The organism is Kitasatospora sp. NPDC018058, from assembly GCF_044327205.1.
Taxonomy (GTDB): Bacteria; Actinomycetota; Actinomycetes; order Streptomycetales; family Streptomycetaceae; genus Kitasatospora.
In genome coordinates, this window is the sequence record NZ_JBIRFA010000016.1 from 130,081 (window position 1) to 149,050 (window position 18,970).

The 18,970-nt window shown below is 75.3% G+C and carries 21 protein-coding genes and 1 tRNA gene; 12 read left to right on the forward strand and 10 right to left on the reverse strand.

The features are described 5' to 3' along the window. Positions 1-12 precede the first annotated feature (12 nt). Both ACH4E7_RS23395 and ACH4E7_RS23400 read right to left on the reverse strand, forming a co-directional pair. Positions 13-669 (reverse strand): FAD-binding protein, encoded by a 657-nt coding sequence (locus ACH4E7_RS23395; RefSeq protein ID WP_396250953.1) that lies wholly within the window; start codon positions 667-669, stop codon positions 13-15. 146 nt (positions 670-815) lie between these two features. Then, positions 816-1,109, reverse strand: a complete 294-nt coding sequence (locus ACH4E7_RS23400; RefSeq protein ID WP_396250954.1) for a hypothetical protein — start codon at positions 1,107-1,109, stop codon at positions 816-818. A gap of 560 nt (positions 1,110-1,669) precedes the next feature. On the opposite strand from ACH4E7_RS23400, the gene ACH4E7_RS23405 reads away from it, so the two are divergent. The 3 genes from ACH4E7_RS23405 to pgm all read left to right on the forward strand — a co-directional run bounded on the left by ACH4E7_RS23405 (position 1,670) and on the right by pgm (position 3,863). Continuing rightward, positions 1,670-1,749 (forward strand) — tRNA-Tyr (locus ACH4E7_RS23405). Positions 1,750-1,792: 43 nt separating this feature from the next. Further along, a complete protein-coding gene (locus tag ACH4E7_RS23410; RefSeq protein WP_396250955.1) occupies positions 1,793-2,092 on the forward strand; it encodes a YciI family protein in 300 nt (99 codons plus the stop codon). Positions 2,093-2,222: 130 nt separating this feature from the next. After that, positions 2,223-3,863: a phosphoglucomutase (alpha-D-glucose-1,6-bisphosphate-dependent) gene (gene pgm, locus ACH4E7_RS23415; protein WP_396250956.1), complete on the forward strand. Its 1,641-nt coding sequence runs from the start codon at positions 2,223-2,225 to the stop codon at positions 3,861-3,863. A gap of 74 nt (positions 3,864-3,937) precedes the next feature. Here pgm and ACH4E7_RS23420 read toward each other — a convergent pair whose 3' ends face one another. Then, on the reverse strand, positions 3,938-5,116 hold the full coding sequence (locus ACH4E7_RS23420) for an MFS transporter (protein WP_396250957.1): 1,179 nt from the start codon (positions 5,114-5,116) through the stop codon (positions 3,938-3,940). Positions 5,117-5,262: 146 nt separating this feature from the next. Between ACH4E7_RS23420 and ACH4E7_RS23425 the strand changes: the two genes are divergently transcribed. The 3 genes from ACH4E7_RS23425 to ACH4E7_RS23435 all read left to right on the forward strand — a co-directional run bounded on the left by ACH4E7_RS23425 (position 5,263) and on the right by ACH4E7_RS23435 (position 7,714). Continuing rightward, positions 5,263-5,628 (forward strand): ArsR/SmtB family transcription factor, encoded by a 366-nt coding sequence (locus ACH4E7_RS23425; protein WP_396250958.1) that lies wholly within the window; start codon positions 5,263-5,265, stop codon positions 5,626-5,628. Between the two features lie 248 nt (positions 5,629-5,876). Then, the gene (locus ACH4E7_RS23430; RefSeq protein ID WP_396250959.1) at positions 5,877-6,593 is read left to right on the forward strand and encodes an HAD family hydrolase; all 717 of its coding nucleotides are present in this window, start codon (positions 5,877-5,879) and stop codon (positions 6,591-6,593) included. 509 nt (positions 6,594-7,102) lie between these two features. Next, positions 7,103-7,714: an RICIN domain-containing protein gene (locus tag ACH4E7_RS23435; RefSeq protein ID WP_396250960.1), complete on the forward strand. Its 612-nt coding sequence runs from the start codon at positions 7,103-7,105 to the stop codon at positions 7,712-7,714. A 124-nt stretch (positions 7,715-7,838) separates the two neighbouring features. On the opposite strand, the gene ACH4E7_RS23440 is transcribed toward ACH4E7_RS23435, so the two are convergent. Further along, positions 7,839-8,513 (reverse strand): GNAT family N-acetyltransferase, encoded by a 675-nt coding sequence (locus ACH4E7_RS23440; protein WP_396250961.1) that lies wholly within the window; start codon positions 8,511-8,513, stop codon positions 7,839-7,841. A gap of 263 nt (positions 8,514-8,776) precedes the next feature. Further along, positions 8,777-9,715, reverse strand: coding sequence for an NADP-dependent oxidoreductase (locus tag ACH4E7_RS23445; protein ID WP_396250962.1), 939 nt, complete (start codon positions 9,713-9,715; stop codon positions 8,777-8,779). Between the two features lie 115 nt (positions 9,716-9,830). On the opposite strand from ACH4E7_RS23445, the gene ACH4E7_RS23450 reads away from it, so the two are divergent. Beyond that, the gene (locus ACH4E7_RS23450; RefSeq protein WP_396250963.1) at positions 9,831-10,253 is read left to right on the forward strand and encodes a winged helix-turn-helix transcriptional regulator; all 423 of its coding nucleotides are present in this window, start codon (positions 9,831-9,833) and stop codon (positions 10,251-10,253) included. Between the two features lie 135 nt (positions 10,254-10,388). Further along, entirely contained in the window at positions 10,389-11,048 is a 660-nt protein-coding gene (locus ACH4E7_RS23455; RefSeq protein ID WP_396250964.1) for a TetR/AcrR family transcriptional regulator, read from the forward strand. A 178-nt stretch (positions 11,049-11,226) separates the two neighbouring features. Here ACH4E7_RS23455 and ACH4E7_RS23460 read toward each other — a convergent pair whose 3' ends face one another. Further along, positions 11,227-11,757 carry an AAA family ATPase gene (locus ACH4E7_RS23460; RefSeq protein WP_396250965.1) on the reverse strand — a complete coding sequence of 177 codons (531 nt, stop codon included), beginning with the start codon at positions 11,755-11,757 and terminating at the stop codon, positions 11,227-11,229. Positions 11,758-11,884: 127 nt separating this feature from the next. Between ACH4E7_RS23460 and ACH4E7_RS23465 the strand changes: the two genes are divergently transcribed. Next, a complete protein-coding gene (locus ACH4E7_RS23465) occupies positions 11,885-12,100 on the forward strand; it encodes a hypothetical protein (RefSeq protein ID WP_396250966.1) in 216 nt (71 codons plus the stop codon). 152 nt (positions 12,101-12,252) lie between these two features. Here ACH4E7_RS23465 and ACH4E7_RS23470 read toward each other — a convergent pair whose 3' ends face one another. Then, on the reverse strand, positions 12,253-12,786 hold the full coding sequence (locus ACH4E7_RS23470; RefSeq protein ID WP_396250967.1) for a DUF6328 family protein: 534 nt from the start codon (positions 12,784-12,786) through the stop codon (positions 12,253-12,255). A 21-nt stretch (positions 12,787-12,807) separates the two neighbouring features. Here ACH4E7_RS23470 and ACH4E7_RS23475 point away from each other — a divergent pair, with 21 nt between their 5' ends. The 3 genes from ACH4E7_RS23475 (at position 12,808) to fusA (ending at position 16,190) form a co-directional block, all read left to right on the forward strand. Then, positions 12,808-13,197 (forward strand): hypothetical protein, encoded by a 390-nt coding sequence (locus ACH4E7_RS23475; protein WP_396250968.1) that lies wholly within the window; start codon positions 12,808-12,810, stop codon positions 13,195-13,197. Between the two features lie 79 nt (positions 13,198-13,276). Beyond that, positions 13,277-13,762, forward strand: a complete 486-nt coding sequence (locus ACH4E7_RS23480; protein ID WP_396250969.1) for a hemerythrin domain-containing protein — start codon at positions 13,277-13,279, stop codon at positions 13,760-13,762. Between the two features lie 367 nt (positions 13,763-14,129). Then, on the forward strand, positions 14,130-16,190 hold the full coding sequence (fusA, locus tag ACH4E7_RS23485; protein ID WP_396250970.1) for an elongation factor G: 2,061 nt from the start codon (positions 14,130-14,132) through the stop codon (positions 16,188-16,190). Between the two features lie 68 nt (positions 16,191-16,258). On the opposite strand, the gene ACH4E7_RS23490 is transcribed toward fusA, so the two are convergent. From ACH4E7_RS23490 to ACH4E7_RS23500, 3 genes are all read right to left on the reverse strand, one after another. Then, positions 16,259-17,110: an NAD-dependent epimerase/dehydratase family protein gene (locus ACH4E7_RS23490; protein WP_396250971.1), complete on the reverse strand. Its 852-nt coding sequence runs from the start codon at positions 17,108-17,110 to the stop codon at positions 16,259-16,261. Positions 17,111-17,298: 188 nt separating this feature from the next. Continuing rightward, the gene (locus tag ACH4E7_RS23495; protein WP_396250972.1) at positions 17,299-18,339 is read right to left on the reverse strand and encodes a DUF2510 domain-containing protein; all 1,041 of its coding nucleotides are present in this window, start codon (positions 18,337-18,339) and stop codon (positions 17,299-17,301) included. 106 nt (positions 18,340-18,445) lie between these two features. Further along, on the reverse strand, positions 18,446-18,946 hold the full coding sequence (locus ACH4E7_RS23500) for an SMI1/KNR4 family protein (RefSeq protein WP_396250973.1): 501 nt from the start codon (positions 18,944-18,946) through the stop codon (positions 18,446-18,448). Positions 18,947-18,970: the final 24 nt, after the last annotated feature.

Genomic DNA, 18,970 nt, shown 5'->3' on the forward strand with positions numbered 1-18,970 from the left:
GACCGGGGGGCCTCACCGTCCGTGAGATGCCCCTGCCCCGGCCCGGCCCCGGTGAACTGGGACGGGATGATCCTGCCCGGTGGCGCCGGCCGGCACCGCCTCGAACAGCTCCCGGTCACGCGTGCGCGAGGCCGTCACCAGCTCACCCGTCCCGGTCACCACCTGGAGCTCCTCGACGGTGTCCACCTGCATCCCGTAGTGCTGCACCGCCCCGCCGATACCGCCCACGCTCAGCGTCCCGCCGACGGACAGGTGCAGATAGTCCGTCAGGCACGGCGGCACCCAGCCCTCCTTCAGGCCCGCGTCGGTGAGCTGCGCCCAGGTGGCGCCGGCCTCGACGACGGCCCGCCCGGGCCGGATCGAGACGACCTTGTCCAGGCCGCGGGCGTCGATCGCGATGCCGCCGCGGGGGTTGGCCTGGCCGTAGTTGGAGTGCGACTCCAGCCCCGCCGCGCCGACCGCCGCCGCATCGCCGCTCTGTCCGTTGACGGCCACCGGGATGCGGTGGCGGTGGGCGAAGGCGACCGTCTTCTGCACGTCCAGCACCGAGCCGGGCCGCAGCACTGCACGGGGCGCGGCAGAGACCAGGTGCCCGAAGTCGCCGGAGAACCGTTCCAGGCCCTCGCCCTGCAGGGTCACCGTCCCGTCCAGCGCCGGCAGCCGCGCCACCTGCGCGCCCGGTTCGCCGGCCCACGCCCGGGCGGCGGTGTTCCAGCCGACGACGGCGGCCCCGGCGCTCCTGCCGCTCCCGCCGCTCCTGCCGCTTGCGCCGCCGTGCGGCCCCGGTGTGACGGTGCGCCGGGGCCGTGGATCCCTTACTGGGTCGCCTGGCCCAGTCGCCGCTCGATCTGCCGCAGGTCCGACATCGTGTAGTCCCACATGTGGCGCTGGTAGGCGGGCGCGTCGGCGGGGATGTGTGCGCAGGCGGCCTTCGCCTCCTCCAGCAGCAGCTGCCGGGCCTTCGGCAGGTGGGCCACCCGCGGGCCCTCGGCCGCCTCCCGCAGGACGAAGGCGAGTTTGAAGGCGTAGACGCGCGGGCTCGCCGTGAAGAGGATCCGGTAGACCCGCAGCCCCTCCTCCCCTTCCAGGATCCGGTCGTTGTGGCTCATCAGCCGCACCCGTGCCCTCAGTGCCAGGTCCGCATGCGCGTTCAAGTCCCTTGTATCCCTTCGTCGTTGCTCATCCGTCTCACCTGCCCCCCTCGTGGCGCCGGGGCGCGAGGGCCCGCGCGCCGGCCGCCCCGCGAAAGGGGGGCGGTGGCGCGTGGGTCGTGGAGGGGGAGGGGGTGTCGCACGAGTGTGCGCCCCGCCGAGGCGAGGCGACAAGGCGAAACCGGGGTGCGCTGCGTCCTACCGCAACCCTTGCCTGACCTGGCAGGATCGGGGTCGGCACCCTTCCGGGGCCCGGGTGGGAAAACCCGTTGCACCCCCGGGGAGCGCTGCGGGAGAGTGGTCGCGGACGACGCCGCACGCCGTACGCAGCGAAGGAGGGGAGTACGCCATGAACGCCGCAGCAGCCCGAGCCGCCCATGGCCGTGGTTATCGCCGCTTCCCGTCCGCGCGCCGCGTCGCCGCCGTCCCGCCCCGGGCGTAGCCGGGCGTCGCGCCGCCGCGTCACGCTTTCGGTCACGTTTCCTCCGTGCAGAGCAAGGGTGTTGACGCCCCCCTGAGGGCGAGCTGGGCACTGGCGAGCCCAAGGGCCTGTAAAGCCCCCGCTTCGGCTGTGGCGGTTCGAATCCGCCCTCGCCCACCCCTGCGGCAGGAGGCGCCCGGTGCGGGTCTAGCCTGGTCGCATGTTCGTACTGGAATTGGTGTACACCGCGGAGCTGGAGCGGATCGACGAGGCGATGGCGCGGCACAGGCGGTGGCTGTGCGGGCAGGTCGAGGCCGGGGTGTTCCTGGCCGCGGGGCGCAAGGTGCCGCGGGAGGGCGGGGTGATCCTGGCGGCGGGTGAGGACCGGGCGGCGATCGAGGCGCTGGTGGCCACCGACCCGTTCGTGCGCGAGGGCCTGACCGAGTACCGGATCACACAGTTCGCGGCCACCGTCACCGCGCCGGCCCTCGACGGTCACCGCGAACGGCCGCCCGTCTGAACCGAAACGGCCACACGCGCCCCGCGTCGCCCCGTGCGGTTCGGGGCGCGGTCGCGTTCTGGCTACGATCGGTGAGCGCGGGGACGAGGACGTCGACGCGAGTTTCGGGATTTTCGGCGGGAGAAGACGGATGGCACACGCACGGGCCGGGCAGCCGGCGCAGCCCGGTGACCTGGTGGACGTGGCGCGGCTGGTGACGGCGTACTACGCGCTGCGGCCGGATCCGCAGGAGGCGGCGCAGCGGGTGGCGTTCGGGACCTCGGGGCACCGGGGCTCCTCGTTGGACGCGGCGTTCAACGAGGACCACATCGCCGCGACCACGCAGGCGATCTGCGAGTACCGGGCGCTGCAGGGGGTGGCGGGCCCGCTGTTCCTGGGCGCGGACACCCACGCGCTGTCCGAGCCGGCGAGGGTGACGGCGCTGGAGGTGCTGGCGGCCAACGGCGTGCAGGTGCTGATCGACGCCGCCGACGGCTACACCCCCACCCCGGCGATCTCGCACGCGATCCTGGCCCACAACCGGCGCAGCCCCCGGGCGCTGGCGGACGGCATCGTGGTGACGCCCTCGCACAACCCGCCGCGCGACGGCGGCTTCAAGTACAACCCGCCCAGCGGGGGACCGGCCGGATCCGAGGCGACCGGCTGGATCCAGGACCGCGCCAACGAGCTGATCCGCGAGGGCCTGCGCGGGGTGCGGAAGGTCCCCTACGCGCGGGCGCTGGCCGCGGCCACCACCGGCCGCCACGACTACCTCACCGCCTACGTCGAGGACCTGCCCTCGGCGGTGGACCTGGACGCGGTGCGGGCGGCGGGGCTTCGCATCGGCGCGGACCCGCTGGGCGGGGCGTCGGTGGCGTACTGGGGGCGCATCGCCGAGACGCACCGCCTGGACCTGACGGTGGTCAACCCGGTCACCGACCCGACCTGGCGGTTCATGACGCTGGACTGGGACGGCAGGATCCGCATGGACTGCTCCTCGCCGGCCGCGATGGCCTCCCTCATCGGCCGCCGGCAGGAGTACGCCATCGCCACCGGCAACGACGCGGACGCCGACCGGCACGGCATCGTCACCCCCGACGGCGCCCTGATGAACCCCAACCACTACCTGGCGGTGGCCGTCGACTACCTCTACCGCCACCGCGCCGACTGGCCGGGTGATGCGGCGGTGGGCAAGACGCTGGTGTCCTCCTCGATGCTGGACCGCGTCGCCGCCGACCTGGGCCGCCGGCTGCTGGAGGTCCCGGTCGGCTTCAAGTGGTTCGTCGACGGCCTGCTGGAGGGCTCGATCGCCTTCGGCGGCGAGGAGAGCGCCGGCGCCTCCTTCCTGCGCCGCGACGGCGGGGTGTGGACCACCGACAAGGACGGCATCCTGCTGGCCCTGCTCGCCTCCGAGATCACCGCCGTCACCGGCACGACCCCCAGCGCCCACTACCGCGAACTGACCGCCCGCCACGGCGAGCCCGCCTACGCCCGCGTGGACGCCCCCGCCGACCGCGAGCAGAAGGCCCGCCTGGCCCGCCTGGCGCCCGAGCAGGTCACGGCCGGGCAGCTGGCGGGGGAGAAGATCACCGCCGTGCTCTCGAACGCGCCCGGCAACGGGGCCGCGATCGGCGGCCTGAAGGTGTGCACCGACAACGCCTGGTTCGCCGCCCGCCCCTCGGGCACCGAGGACGTGTACAAGATCTACGCCGAGTCGTTCCTGGGCACCGAGCACCTGGCGCGGGTTCAGGACGAGGCCCGCGCGCTGGTCGGCGAGGTGCTGGGCGCCTGACGCCGCGCGCCGTACGGGGCCGCGCCGCGGCCCCGTACGGCCTCTCCCTCCCGTGCCCCGGCCCCGTACGGCGCTCAGCCGCGGGCCGCCGCCGCGGCCGCCGCCGGGGCGCCCGCGCGCTGGTCGCGGGTGGTGGCCGCCGCGATCGCGCACGCGATGAGCGCCGGCACCGCCGCCGCCAGCGGGAACCACCGCCCTCCCAGCACCGCGATCGCCGCCGACCCCGCCACACCCCCCGCCGCCGTGCCCAGGTACAGCGCACTGCTGTTCAGCGAGATCAGCAGCGGCGCGTTTGCCGGGTCGATCGACGCCAGCCGGTGCGGCAGCGCCACCGACACCGCCCACCCCGCCAGCGGCACCACCATCGCGTACGCCAGCGACCCCGGCATGCTGCGCCCCAGCCAGGGCAGGGCGGCGAAGGCGGCGGCGGCGAGGGCGGAGCCGGTCAGCAGCACCCTGCGCACGCCGACGCGGTCGACCAGGCGTCCGCCCAGCCAGCTGCCGGCCACCGACATCACGCCGGTGGTGAGCAGGATCAGGCTCAGCCGGTTCGCGCTTTCGCCGGTGGCGCCCGAGACGGCGGTGGCCAGGTAGATGTAGACGCTCTGGAAGGCCAGGAAGAAGGCGAGGGTGGTGGCGGCGGCGCCGAGCACCCGGGGCCGGCCGAGCGGGGCGAGGCGGGCCTTCAGGGTGGGGGCGGCGGTGGGGGCGGGCAGGTCGCGCAGCAGGGCGGCCAGTCCGGCCAGTGCGGCCAGGCCGAGCGCGGTGACCAGCCACATCGTCATCCGCCAGTCGGCGCGTCCGACCCAGGTGCCCAGCGGCACGCCGAGCGCGGTGGCCACCGTCATGCCGCCGAGTACGGTGGCCAGCGCCCGGCCGCGCCGTTCGGGGGCGACCAGGGTGGTGGCCACGGCGTTGGCGGTCGGCGTGTAGAGGGCGGCGCCGGCCGCGGCGAGGACCCGGGTGGCGAGCAGCAGTTCGTAGGTGGGGGCGAGGGCGCTGAGCGCGTTGGCGGCGCTGAAGACGGCGAGCGCGGTCAGCAGCAGGCGCCGGCGCGGCCAGCGGGCGGTGGCGGCGGCCAGCGGCGGGGCCAGCAGCGCGTAGCCGAGCGCGAAGACGGTGACCAGCTGGCCGGCGGCGCCCACCGAGACCCGCAGGTCGGCGGAGACCGGGCCGAGGATGCCGGCCACGACCATCGAGTCGGTGCCCATGGCGAAGGTCCCGAGGGCGAGCAGGAGCAGGCGTACGGGCACGGAAAGCCCCCCGAGGCTATTGTTGGACGAACATGGAACAGTTTGATGCTCGCCAAACAATCGGGGATTGGTGGATGATTGTCAAACCATCCCCGCTGTTGCCCGCCGTCCCGCCCCGCCGAGACCCCAGGACCGGAGCCGAACCCATGACCGACGACGAGCGGCTTCCCCAGCCCGCCACCGCCGACATCGACCTCGTCACGGTCCTGCACGCCCTCGGCGACCCCGTCCGCATGCGCCTGCTGCTCAGCTACGCCGACGGCGCCGAACACTCCTGCGACCCGCGCAGCCTGGGCCTGGACCACCTCCACAAGTCGACCGTCTCCCACCACATGCGCGTCCTGCGCGAAGCCGGCGTCACCACCACCCGCGTCGCCGGCCGCAACCGCTTCGTCAGCCTGCGCCGCACCGACCTGGACGCCCGCTTCCCGGGCCTGCTCGACGCCCTGCTGGCATCGGCGGGGGCATCGGCGGGGGCGGGGGCGGGGGCGGCGGTCCCGGTCCCGGCCTGAGCCCCACGGCGGACGGGCGTGTCGCGCCGAGGGCCCGCCCCCGCGAGCGCGGGTCCCGGGCGCCGGCTCCACCGCCGACCCGATGCGCCCGCCGCCGCCGATGACCTCCACCCGGAACGGCCCCGCACGCGGCGCCACGTGGCAGGCGCTGCGGCCGCACCCGAGGGGCCGGCGCCGGTGCCCCACCCAACCGCCCGGGCCCCGCGCGCAGGGTCCGTACCGCACGCGCACACGAAAAGGACCGCACCATGCCGATCAGAGGCGTGCTCTTCGACGTCGACGACACCCTGTTCGACTACTCCGGCTCCGAGCAGGCCGGCATCCTCGCCCACCTGCGGCAGACGGGCCTGCTCGAGCGCCTCCCCTCCCCGCAGGCGGCGCTGACCCTGTGGCGCACCGTCATGCAGACCCACTACGCGCGCTTCCTCGCCGGCGAACTCACCTTCCGCGGCCAGCAGCACGAACGCACCCGCCACTTCCTCACCCACCTCGGCGAGGACGGCGCCCACCACCTCACCGACGAACAGGCCGCCGCCTGGTTCGCCGGCTACGCCGCCCACCGCGACGCCGCCCAGGCCGCCTTCCCCGACGCCGCCCCCACCCTCGCCGCCCTCGCCCCCCACTACCGCCTCGGCGTCGTCTCCAACTCCGACACCGACCACCAGCGCCGCAAACTGCGCGCCGTCGGCCTGCTCGACCACGTCGCCGACGTCCTCATCTGCTCCGACCAGCACGGCGAGGCCAAACCCGCCCCCGGCATCTTCCACGCCGGCTGCGCCGCCCTGGGCCTGGCCCCCGACGAAGTCGCCTACGTCGGCGACAACTACACCCTCGACGCGGAAGGCGCCCACCGCGCCGGCCTGCACGCCTTCTGGCTCGACCGCACCGCCTCCGCGACCCCGGTGGCGCAGGGCATCCGCGTCCTGTACTCCCTGGACGCCCTGGCCGGCGCCCTGGCCACCTGAGCCGCCTGGGTCGCCTGAGCCGCCCGCGGCGCACGGGGAGTCGGCGGGCCCGACTCCCCGCTGCGGTGTCCGGTGTGATCGAGGATCCCGTTCGGTCGGCCGGGCGACGGCCCGGCGGGGCCGGTGCATGACATTCGGCGGCGTCGGCTCCCCGGCCGGGGAGCCGGCCCGGGGGTTCGGCGGCCGCGGGGAGCGCGGTCGGCCGATCGCCGCTGCGGGGCCCTGCGCGTTCACCGAACCGTGGGGCGGCGCGTCGGTGAGCTGCCCTGATCGGTCGCGGCGTCCCGCTCCGGTCGGTCAGGCGCTCGGCGGCCCGGGTGCGGCGGTGGGTGCCGGGGGTGGCCCGTGGGCGGTGGCCGCACCGCCCTGGCGTGCGGGACTCCACGGGCCGTATGGGCCGCCGGCCGGCCCGTCTGGCCTCTCAGGCCCCGCCGGATGGTGGCCAATTCGCGGCCTTGGAAAGGAAGTTTGCCTCTCCTAGCGTTGCCTCGGCCGTGCAGGGGGAACGGTTGCGACCTCCGCCCTGCCCGCTGATCGGTTCGACCATCCGCGTTCATCCGGCAGGAGCCGAGTCGACCATCGACAAGCTGATACCGGGCCGCGCCGTGCGCATCGCGGCGGCCGTCGCGACCGCGGCGGCGTTCGCGTTCACGACGGGCGGTGCCGCGACGGCACAGAGCCCGGCACCCGCGGCGCAGGGGAGCGTCACCGTCACCGCGCAGCACGAGAAGGACCTCAAGGAGGCCCTCAAGGGCCTGACCCCCGTGTCCCCGGAGGAACTCCAGCGCATCCTCTCGGCGGGCGGCAACGGCCTTGCCACGCAGAGCATCGGTTTCAACGGGGCCTACGACCACATCATCAACGACAACGGCAACCAGTGCCTCGCGGTCCCGGGAGGCAGCACGGCGCAGGGCACCGGGCTGATCCAGTGGCCCTGCGGCACCTGGAACGACCACTACTGGACCGCGAACTGGCAGTTCAGCGCCAACGACTTCAACTGGTACCACGTCGTCGACTACAACAGCGGCCAGTGCCTGGCCGTCCCGGGCGCCGGCACCAGCGCCGGCGCCCATGTCATCCAGTGGCCGTGCGGCACGTGGCCCGACCACTACTGGCACTGAGCTGAACCGGTGGGCCCGGTCCGGTACTCACCGCCGGGCCCGCCGCTCGACCGGTGAAGGGGCGCCGGCCGCCCGGACACGGCGGCCGGCGCCTCGGCGCGGTCCGGACGGGTTCTCGCCCCGGCTACTTCGGTGGCTGCGGCTGCTGCGGCGCACGGTCGGCCCCGAACAGCTCCAGGCAGGCCGCGGTCAGGCCGGTGACCGTGACCGGGACGGGCGGGCCCTGCCAGTTGTCGCGGGACAGGCGCAGGCGCTGGGATTCCACGACGCGGCCGTCGAGGGTGTCGCGGGTGATGCCGTCGGGGCGGTAGCCGAGCTTGCGGGAGACGGCGAGGGAGGAGTGGTTGTCGGTGAAGGACGCCGAGGTCGCCGAGAGCGCGCCGAGTTCGGCGAAGGCCAGGTGGAGCATCGCGGCGCGCATCTCGGTGCCGATGCCCAGGCCCTGGTGCGCCAGCCCGAGCCAGGAGCCGGAGGCGATCTCGCGGCGGACGGCGAAGTCCCGGGCGCGCATGTCCTGGTAGCCGACCGGGCGCCCCTCGTGGAAGACCACCAGGTCCAGGGCCCAGTGCTGCGGACTCCAGCGTCCCAGTCGCCTCCAGTGCAACTGCAGGACGTGCCGGGCGCGTTCGGCGGGCGGCAGGGTCGTCCACGGGGTGAGGAAGGGGCGTACGTGCGGGGGATGGACGCCGCGCGCGGCCACGTCCGCGAGGTCGGCGAGCTCCTCCTCGCAGGGCGCGCGCAGCTCCAGACGGGGCGTGGTGACGCGCAGGCCCCGCAGCGGCCAGTGGTCGGTGATCACCGGGACAGTGTGCCGCAGTCCCGCGACCGCCGCACCGGGGCTCGCGGCCCGGCTTCGCGGCCGGGGCCTGCCGGCCGGCGCTGCCCGACCTTTCGGCAGGCGCGGGCGGTCAGCGCCGGTGACCGACCAGCGGTTCGGGCGGGTGTGGCGGGCACGTGGGCGGCCGTTTCGGCGCGTGGTGAACCGGGGCGCTTCGACCGTGGGACCAGGGCGCTCTCAAGGGTGGTGGCGGGGCAACCTCGCGCCGTACCAAGCGCCCCAGGTCAGGGCACCAGCACCAGCCGCCCCCGCAGCCCGCCCCGCTCCAGGCGCTCGTGCGCCTCGCCGGCGCGCTCCAGCGGCAGGGTGGCGGCGACCCGCAGGGTCAGGCGGCCCTCCTCGGCCAGCGCGGACAGACGGGCCAAAGCGGCGCCGTCGGCGCTCACCCACACGTTCGCCACCCGGATCCCGCGCAGCCCCACCGGCTCACTGCCGCCCGACACCGCCACGAACGCGCCCCGCCCGCGCACCGCCCCCAGCGCCGTCGTCCCCAGCAGCGCCGCGTCGAGCGCTCCGTCCACCCCGCCGGGCACCGACTCCCGTACGGCCGCCGCCACATCGGGCACCGTACGCGGCACGAACCACTCGGCGCCCAGCGAGCGCACCAGCGCCTCGTCCCCGGCGCCGGCGACCGCCACCACCCGCAGGCCGCGCAGCACCGCCAGCTCGACCGCGAAGCCGCCCACCGCTCCCGCCGCGCCCGTCACCAGCACGCTCGCGCCGGCGGGCAGGTCCAGCAGGTCGAGCGCCTGCCACGCGGTGAGGCCGTTCAGCGGCAGCGTGGCCGCCTGCGCGAAGCCCACCCCCGCGGGCGCCGGGGCCAGCGCGCCCGCGTCCAGCACCGCGAACTGCGCGTAGGCGCCCAGGTCCACGTCCAGGCGGTCGCGCAGCCCCACCACCGGCTGCCCCGGCGTGAAAGCCGTCACCCCCTCGCCGACGGCGTCCACCACCCCGGCCACGTCCCAGCCGATGCCCGTCACCTCCCGCGCCGCCATCAGCCCCGCCCCGGCCAGCGCCCCCGCGCGGGTCAGCGCGTCCACCGGGTTCACCCCCGCCGCCGCCACCCGCACCCGCACCTGACCCGCACCCGCCCCGGGCAGCGCCACCCGCGCCACCTCCAGGGCCTGCGGCCCGCCGAACGCCCGCACCACCACCGCACGCATACCGCCCACACCCCTTCAAGGACTCGACAACGATGCCCAACCTAGGGAGAGTTGCTCCCCACCGGGAAGCACGCACCCCAAGGTGCGTAACCGACCCCAAGGGGAGGAGCGCCAGTTGCCCACCATGACCGCCGCCCAGCGCCGCGCCGCCGCACGGGCCCACTACGACGCCTACCTCGCCCAGTGCCCGGCCCGCCAACTCCTCGACCGGATCGGCGACAAGTGGGTCAGCCTCGCCGTCAACGCCCTCGCCGACGGACCCCAGCGCTACAGCGACCTGCGCCGACGCCTCGCCGGGGTCAGCGAGAAGATGCTCACCCAGACCCTGCGCGCCCTGGAACGCGACGGCCTGCTGCAGCGCACCGTCACCGCCACCGTCCCCGCCCGCGTCGACTACGCCCTCACCCCGCTCGGACACGACCTGCTGCCCCTCGTGCGGTCCATCAAGGCCTGGGCCGAGACCCACATGCCCCACGTCCTCGCCGCCCGCGCCGACTACGACCACCACCAGGCCGGCGGGCAAGGGAGCCGGCCGTGACGGCCGGCCGCAGGTGACGGTCGCAGGAGCGGGACGGGTGCTCATCGACGCCGCGCCAGCAGCCCCGCCGGTACCAGCGCCAGTGCCAGTACACCCGCCGCCACCGCGTACGCGGTACGGAAGCCGGCCGGGTCGGTGCAGTCCCGCCGCGAGGTCCCACCGCGCAAACTGGCCAAGCAGATCGCCATCGCGAGCGCCTCCTGCGGCGTCTTCGGCCGCGAGGGCTACGCCCGCGCCTCGGTCGACGCGCTGGCCGCGGCGGCCGGCGTCTCCACCCGGACGCTCTACAACCACTTCCCGGGCGGCAAGGCCGAGTTGTTCCGCACGGTGGTGGCATGGACCTCGGGCGAGGTGCGGGATGCCCAGATCGCCAAGATGAACGGCCTGTTGGATGCGGAACGCCCGCCCCGGCCGGCGGACCTGGAGCGCGACCTGGTCGCCCTGGCGCGCGCCTTCGTGGCGTTGATGGCCGAGCACCCGGACCACTTCGCGTTGGTCCGCCACATTCATGCCGAGGCCGACCACGTGCCGCCGGAGGTGCTGCAGACCTGGAAGGAGGCCGGGCCGGGCCCGGTGGGCCGCGCCCTCGCCGATGCGATGACCTCTCTGGCCGCGGCCGGACTGCTCGATCTCCATGGGGACGCGGCGTTGGCGGGTGCACATTTCATGGCGCTGACGTCGCACTCGATCGTGCAGCTCACGCACTACGGGGTGCTGACGCTGTCGGCGCAGGAGACGGACCGGCAGATCACCGGTGGCGTGGCGGCCTTCCTGCGGGCGTACCGGGCCGCCTGACGGTTCGGACGCCTTCGGGCCGCGTCACTTCGGGCTCGTCGGCGGTGTGCTTCAGGACCCGGCCCCAGGCCGCATGTACCGGATGCGGCACTGGCCGCAGCCGCGGCGCCACGTCGCCCGGGCCCGCCGAGCCGCCCGGCGGGCCCGGTCCACGCCCGCCCGAGCGCCCGCCCGCCCGTCAGCGCCGGGCGAAGGCGACGATGTCCGCCAGCGGCGGGTCGTAGCCGCGCGTGGTGTCCACGCACAGGCGCGGCACACCGGGCAGGGACAGCGGCGTGAAGTCGTCCAGCAGGTTGCCCGCCCCCGGCGGGGCCGCGAGCAGTTCCCGGTCGGCGTGCGCGGCCCGGTGCCCGCCACAGGCCAGGCGCTCGGCGATCCGCCGCCGGGCCAGCGCCGCCTCCACCCGGCAGTGCACCACCCGCAGCTGCGTGCGCGCGGCCAGCGGCTCCAGACCCGGGCGCCAGAGCCGGTCCTGGAACGCGGCCTCCGCGACCACGCTCACCCCGGCGCGCACCAACACCCCCAGCACCTCGAAGAAGACGGCACGCACCGCCTCGTCGACCCCGGGGGCCGGCTCGCCCGCGCCCGCGTGCACCAGGCCCTCCTTCACCTCGTCCCGGCACACCGCCGGGCAGCCGATCTCCCCGGCCAGCGCGTGCGCCAGCGTCGTCTTCCCGCTGCCCGGCCCGCCGCTCACCACGATCAGCACCGCCCGCCTCCCCGTTCCACCCCGAGCCGCCCACCGGACCGGCACCGTCACGACGGTACGCCGCCGTGACAGGGTCCTCGGCCATGCGCGAATACTTCGTACAAGCAGGCCACGGCGTGCGCTTCGCATGGGGCCGGCCGGCGCCCGCCACCTCGCCGCCGAGGTCGCCGCCCTGGTGGTCGTCGACGTCCTGTCCTTCACCACCTCCGTCTCGGTCGCGGTCGAGACCGGGGCGCGGGTCTTCCCGTACGCCTGGCGCGACGAGAACGCCGAGACCTTCGCCCGCAGCCGTGACGCCCGACTCGCCGTCGGCCGAAGCGCCGTCAGCGCGCAGACACCCTGATTGCTCTCCCCGGCGGCGCTGCGCCGCGCGCCGGCCACGCCGCGCCTGGTGCTGCCCTCGCCCAACGGGTCGGCGATCGCGGCGGCGGCGCACGGCGCCGGGGCGCAGGTGGTGGCGGGCTGCCTGCGCAACGCCGGCGCGAGGCGGGGGCGTCAGGGCCGGTCGCGGGTGGTGGCGCGGCGCACCGCCCACGGCAGGACGAACCACAGGCCGGTGAAGATCAGGCCGATGACGCAGGCGATCGTGACGGCCAGCGCCGTGCCGAGGACGACGTCCAGGACCAGCAGCACGGCCCCGGTCAGGGCGGAGGCGAGCAGCAGCAGGCCGACCTGGGCGATGCGGGTGGACACGTCGACGATGCGGGCCTTGCCGGGATGGTGGAACAGGCCCCGGTGCAGGGCGACGGGCGTGGCCAGGACGGCGGCGGCGACGACGGCCAGCAGCAGGGTGGCGATGTAGATGTCCTGCTGGGCGTCGCTGAGTTCGGCGAAGCGCGGGGTGAAGGCGACGCCGAGCAGGAACGCGAAGACGATCTGCACACCGGTCTGCAGCACCCGCAGCTCCTGCAGCAGCTCCACCAGGCGCCGGTCCGCCCGCACCGCCGGGTTCTCCCAGCCGGGCGGCGGGGGAGCGGACCGGCCCAGGCGGTCGGGGTCGGGGTCGGGTGGGGGAGCATCGCTGGTCATGGGTCATATTGTGCTTGCCCTGTGCCGGTAGTCGAGGATCGCGCGAAAGCGCACGTCCAGTCGTGCCACCTCCTGGCCGCCGCCGTCGAGGGGGCGCCGCCCCCGCTGGAGGGCCCCACCCCGCTCGCTTTCGGCAACGTCACCCTGGTGGCCACCGCCCTCGCCTTCGCCTGCCGGTTCGCGGGACTGCGTCACCTGCCGGCCGCAACCGTCGGCCTGCTCGGACTGCTCAACCCGCTGGCCGGTGCTGCTGGGCACCGCGCTGGACGGGGGCGCCTTCGGGGTGCGCCAGGGGGCGGGGCCGGCGCTGGTGGCGGCCGGGTCCTGCTCGGGCGCCCGCGACCCCCGCGCCCGCTCGCGGCACGCGCCGCCGCCGGGCGGCCGGGCTTGCCGCGCCGGCGGGTGCCGTGATCGGATGGCGGGCGGCATCGCGTGCCGGTGGCGGACCGCGCCAGGCATGGAGGTGCGCAACCGAAGGGACCGCCCACCCGTGGCCTCCCCCGTGAACGGCCGAACCGCCGCCCTCAGTCTTCAACTCTCCCAAGCCCACCGGGAACTGCGCCGCCGCCTGGCAGACGTCCGGGCCGGACTCGGCCGGCGAACGCTCGCCGACGACACCCTCCTCACCCACTGCCTGGCCTTCTGCACCGCCCTGACCAACCATCACCAAGGAGAGGACGAAGGCCTGTTCGCCGCCCTGGTGCGCGAACGACCCGACCTCGCACCGACGGTGGCCAAACTCGTCGAGGACCACGGCTTCATCTCCCGCATCCTCACCCGGGTGCGCGAACTCGCCGAACAGGCCGCCGAGGCACCCGACGCAGACCTGGAGGCGATCGGCCGCGAACTCGACGGACTGGCCGCCATCATGGAATCGCACTTCGGCTACGAGGAACGCGCCATCGGCGCCGCCCTGGACGCCGGGGCGGGCGACGACGGCTGGTCGGAGCCGGTCCTGCGCTTCCACGCACCGTGACGACCCCGCCGTAAAACCCTTCGCGGAGCAGGACCCCTCTTCCCTACACTCGCCACGCAGCCGCGCCCCGAGGTGCGGACGACCGTGACGACGACAGCCAGGGGAGAGGGGGAGGGCGGCCATGCCGAAGCACAGCGCCGCCGCCCCCTCTCCCGCGTCGCGGTACGAGGTGATCCTGGTGTCCCCGCCCTTCCGGTGCCCGCTGCGCGGCCGGCACCGGAACAGTGCCGCGACCGCCTGAACCCCGCCTGCCGAAAACCGGCACCGGCGTTCCACCGCAACATATCTGACGAATCATCAGACTTTCGGCACTGGACCCAATCGCGCGCCCACCCGTAGAAGACGCCCCTTGAAAGGCAACCGGGCCATGCGCACCGACACCACCACCACCCGCTCCACCACCGCCGCCACCGCCGCCATCGCCGCCGTCCGCAACCTCGGCATCCTCGCCCACGTCGACGCCGGCAAGACCACCGTCACCGAGCGGATCCTCTACCTCACCGGCACCACCCACAAGCGCGGCGAAGTCCACAACGGCACCACCGTCACCGACTTCGACCCCCAGGAACGCGACCGCGGCATCACCATCTTCGCCGCCGCCGTCAGCTGCGCCTGGGCCGGACACCGGATCAACCTCATCGACACCCCCGGCCACGTCGACTTCGCCGACGAGGTCGAACGCTCGCTGCGCGTCCTGGACGGCGCCGTCGCGGTGTTCGACGCGGTCGCCGGCGTCGAACCGCAGAGCGAATCGGTGTGGCGCCAGGCCGAACGCCACGGCGTGCCCCGGATCGCCTTCGTCAACAAGCTCGACCGCGCCGGAGCCGACCTGGACACCGCGCTCGCCTCCATCCGCGAACGCCTCCACCCGCGCCCGCTCGCCGTCCAACTGCCCATCGGCACCGAGGAGTCCTTCACCGGCGTCATCGACCTCGTACACCTGCGCGCCCTCACCTGGGCCGACGACGGCACCCTGACGCACGGCCCGGTGCCCGACCACCTCACCGCCGACACCACCGCACGCCGCCGCGCCCTGGAGGAGGCGGTGGCCGAACTGCACCCCGAAGCCCTGGAGGACTTCTGCACCCACGGCGCCCTCGACGCCGCCACCCTCACCGCCGCCCTGCGCGACCTCACCCGCACCGGCGAGGCCGTGGTGGTGCTGTGCGGCTCCGCCTACCGCAACCGCGGCATCGAACCGCTGCTGGACGCCGCCGTCGCCTACCTGCCCTCACCCCTCGACGCCCCGCCCGTACGGGCCGCCGACGAGCAACGGCAGCAGCGCGGCGCCGACCCCCGCCAGCCCCTGACCGCCCTGGCCTTCAAGGTGACCGCGGCCCCCACCGGCCGCCTCACCTACCTGCGCCTGTACGCCGGCACCCTGCGCAAGGGCGACACCGTGCTCGACGCCGCCACCGGCCGCACCGAACGCATCGCCCGCATCCTGCGCGTGATGGCCGACCGCCACACCGAGACCGACCACGCCCTGGCCGGGGACATCGTCGCCGTCATCGGCCCCAAGGCCGCCCGCGTCGGCGCCACCCTGTGCGACCCCGACCACCCGATCCTGCTGGAGGCCCCCGTGAGCGCCGAACCCGTCGTCACCGTCGCCGTCGAGGCCCGCCGCGCCGCCGACACCGACAAGCTCACCGCCGCCCTCGCCCGCCTCGCCGAGGAGGACCCCTCGCTGCGCCTGGCCACCGACCCGGAGACCGGGCAGCGCACCCTGTCGGGGCTGGGGGAGCTGCACCTGGAGGTGGCGGTGGAGAAGGTGCGCCGCGAGGCCGGCGTGGAGGCCGTGGTGGGCCGCCCCCGGGTCGCGCTGCGCGAGGCCCTGGTGGAGGGCGTGAGCGGCTTCGTCCACCGGCACGCCAAACAGGAGGGCGGCGCGGGCCAGTTCGCCCACATCGTCCTCGACGTCCGACCGGCCGGTGACGGCTTCGCGTTCGCCTCCACCGTCACCGGCGGGCGGGTACCGCGCGAGTACGCGCAGGCCGTCGAGGCCGGCTGCCGCGACGCGCTCGCCGAGGGGCCGCTGGGCGGCCACCCCGTCGTCGGCGTCGCCGTCACCCTCACCGACGGGATCACCCACCCCAAGGACTCCTCGGAACTCGCCTTCCGCACCGCCGCCCGCCAGGGCCTGCGCGAGGCGCTGCGCTCGGCACGGCTGCAACTGCTGGAGCCGCTCGCCGAGGTGACCGCCACCGTGCCCGAGGACGCCCTCGGCGCGGTGCTGGGGGACCTGGCCGCGCGCCGCGGCCAGGTACAGGCCACCACCCTGGGGCGCGACGGCGCGGCGCAGGTGAGCGCGCTGGTGCCGCTGGCCGAACTGTTCGGCTACGCGGGCCGCCTGCGCGGGCGCACCCAGGGCCGCGGCACCTTCACCTCCCGCCCGGCCGGCTACGCGCCCGCGCCCCCGCTCGGGTGAACCGGCCCGCCCGGCCCCGCCGTCTGTTCGGGCGGCGGGGCCGGGCGTTACGGCCTAGAGGCAGATCCCTACAGCGCGCCGGCCTCCGCCGCCGCCCACGCCGACGGGTACAGCGGGCGCCAGCCCAGGTCCCGGCGCGCGGCGGCGGTGGACACCTGGCCCTCCCACGGGTCGAACTCCATCTGCTGCGAACCACCCGGGTGCGCCCGGCCGTTGAGCGCGTGCAGGTCCCAGGCGGTCAGCGGGGCGTCGTCCGACACGTTGTAGGTACGGCCCTCGATACCCGGGGTCACCACCGCCCGCCACAGCGCCTGCGCCACGTCCGCGTGGTGCACCACCGCCAGACGCTGGTGCGCGGGCCACTTCCCGGCCCAGTGCAGCGACTGCGCCAGATGCGGATCGCCCTCGCCGTACACGAACGCCAACCGGGCGACCACCAGCGGCAGTTCGTCCCCCAGCTCGCGCAGGCCCGCCTCGGCCTGCGCCTTGGACGCCGCGTACACGCCCCACGCCTCGTGCGGCGCGAGCCGGTCCCGCTCCACCGCCGGGCGCCCCAGGCCCCGCCCGTACACCAGGTTGGTGCTGGTGTGCACGAACCTGGCCACCCCGGCCTTCGCCGCCTCACGGCCCAACGCCACCGCCGCGTCCCGGTTCACCGCCCAGGCCTGCTCGTCCGGCACCCCGCGCAGCGCCGCCGCCACGTTGAGGACCACCTCGGCGCCGTCCAACGCCCGCGCCCGGTCCGCCGGTTCGCACAGGTCACCGACCACCGTCTCGACATCGCCCAGGCCCTGCGCCTTCGCCTGGTCGCGCACCAGCACCCGCACCGAACCACCCTCGGCCCCGGCCCACCGCACCAGGCGCGGCACCAGCCGCCGCCCCACCGAACCGGTCGCGCCCGTCACCAGAATTTGCGTCATGTCCCCGTCCCCTTCCTGGGTGTCGCCCTCTTCGACGTCCACCAGCCTGCCCGCGCCCGGGCAGGGACGGCAGAGACCCGTCGAACCGGGGATCGCCGATCCCTGGCTGAGACCGAGCCCGGCGACCGGGGCCGACGGGATCCCGGTCACCAGGCGAGGCCCCGGCGCGTGAGGAGGGCCTCAGCCCGTCAGGTACCGCTGCCGGAGGAGCCGGACTGCTTCACCCCGTTGAGGATCTGCTCCAGCGCGTCCTTGTCCGGCGAGAGCGCGTCGTCGTCCACCGCGCCCTGGAACGCCACGTAGCCGCCGCCCTTGGCCTGGAAGGTGGCGAGCAGGACGTAGCCCTGGAGGCCGGCCGAGTTGCGCACGTGCCAGCGCTCGGCGTAACCGGGCACGCCGTCCACGCTCATGGGGCCGGAACCGTAGTCGGTGTGCTGGGTGAGCCCGGGGTAGAGGCCCTCCGCCCAGGCGGGCATCGCGGCGTCGGCGGCGTCCTTGGCCGTGGCGCCCTGGACCGGGTCCTTGCCGACCGCGAACATGCCCCGTACACAGCGGTGACCGCCGTTGCAGCCGTATCCGCCGGTGCCTTCGAACATCGACACGTTCGGGCGGTCGCTCTCCGTGGACCAGCCCTCCAGGATCGGCAGGGTGATCGCGTGCCGCGCGTCCGGCACGATCCCCGTGACGGCCGGCACGGGCTTGGCCACCGGGGTGGTCGGGACGGGGGTGGGCCCCGGCGAGGGGCTCTCGCCCCGTCCGGTCGAGACGGTGGGACTCGGGGTCGGGCCGGCCTGCGGGCCGCCGCCGTGGCTGAACGCGAACGCGGCGATGATCCCGCCCACGGCCAGCACGCCGACCGCGGCGCCGACGATCACCCCGGTCCTGCTGCGCCGAGGCGGCGGCGGGGGCGGGTACCCCGGCCCGGGGTGGCCGTAGCCCGCACCGGGGTAGGCCTGCGCACCGGGGTAGGCCTGCGCACCGGGGTAGGCCTGCGGGCCGGGGTAGCCGTAGCCGGGGGCCTGGGCGCCGTCCTGCCCCGGGTAGCCGTAGCCGCCCTGCGGGGCCTGCGGCTGCCAGACCGGGGCCGGCGCGCCGGCGCTCTGTCCGGTGCCGCCCTGGAGCGGGCGGACCTCGCTGGTCCAGGCGTTGCCGTCCCACCAGCGCTCGTACCCGGGGGTGCCGTCCGCACCGGGGACCGGGTACCACCCGGGAGGCGTCGAGTTGCTCACGGCCGTACGCTATCCGCCCGCGGCGGGCCCGCCGCGGGCGGGTACGCCCCGGCCCGCGCACCGCCGGCTCAGACCGCCGGCTCAGGACACCGCAGGTCGGGGGCCCTCACGTGAAGTCGCCGGCGGCGGCGAGGCCTTCGGCGAAGGACCGGACGTCGGGGGCGAGGGCCAGTTCCTCGCCGGTGTCCGCGTCGAACCAGGTGACGGACGGTTCCCCGTGCGGGCCGCAGACCCGGTAGTCGAGTCCGATCCAGCACGGCCCGTCACCCGAGACCAGCACCACCTCGGCGGGCAGGCCCCATTCCCCGACCAGGTACGGGCTGTCGAGTAGGGACATCGTCCCCGCGCGACGGCCGATGCCCAGCACGCTGTCGAACGGGACGTGGTCGGCGCTCCAGGAGGTCGGCCGCACGGTGGGAAAGACGTTCCGGCTGTCCGCGACCTCGCCGCCGTCGCGGTGGCGCAGCAGGTCGAGCAGGGCGGCGGGAAGCGTGACGCCCAGCAGCCGCCGGGCCTGCGAGAGGGCCTCGTCGGTGAGGGCCGGCTGCACCGTGCCATCGCTCCCGGTGTCCCACAGGGAGCGCCGGAGGTCTTCGAAACGTGCCATGACCGGCATCGTAGGAGCGCCCTC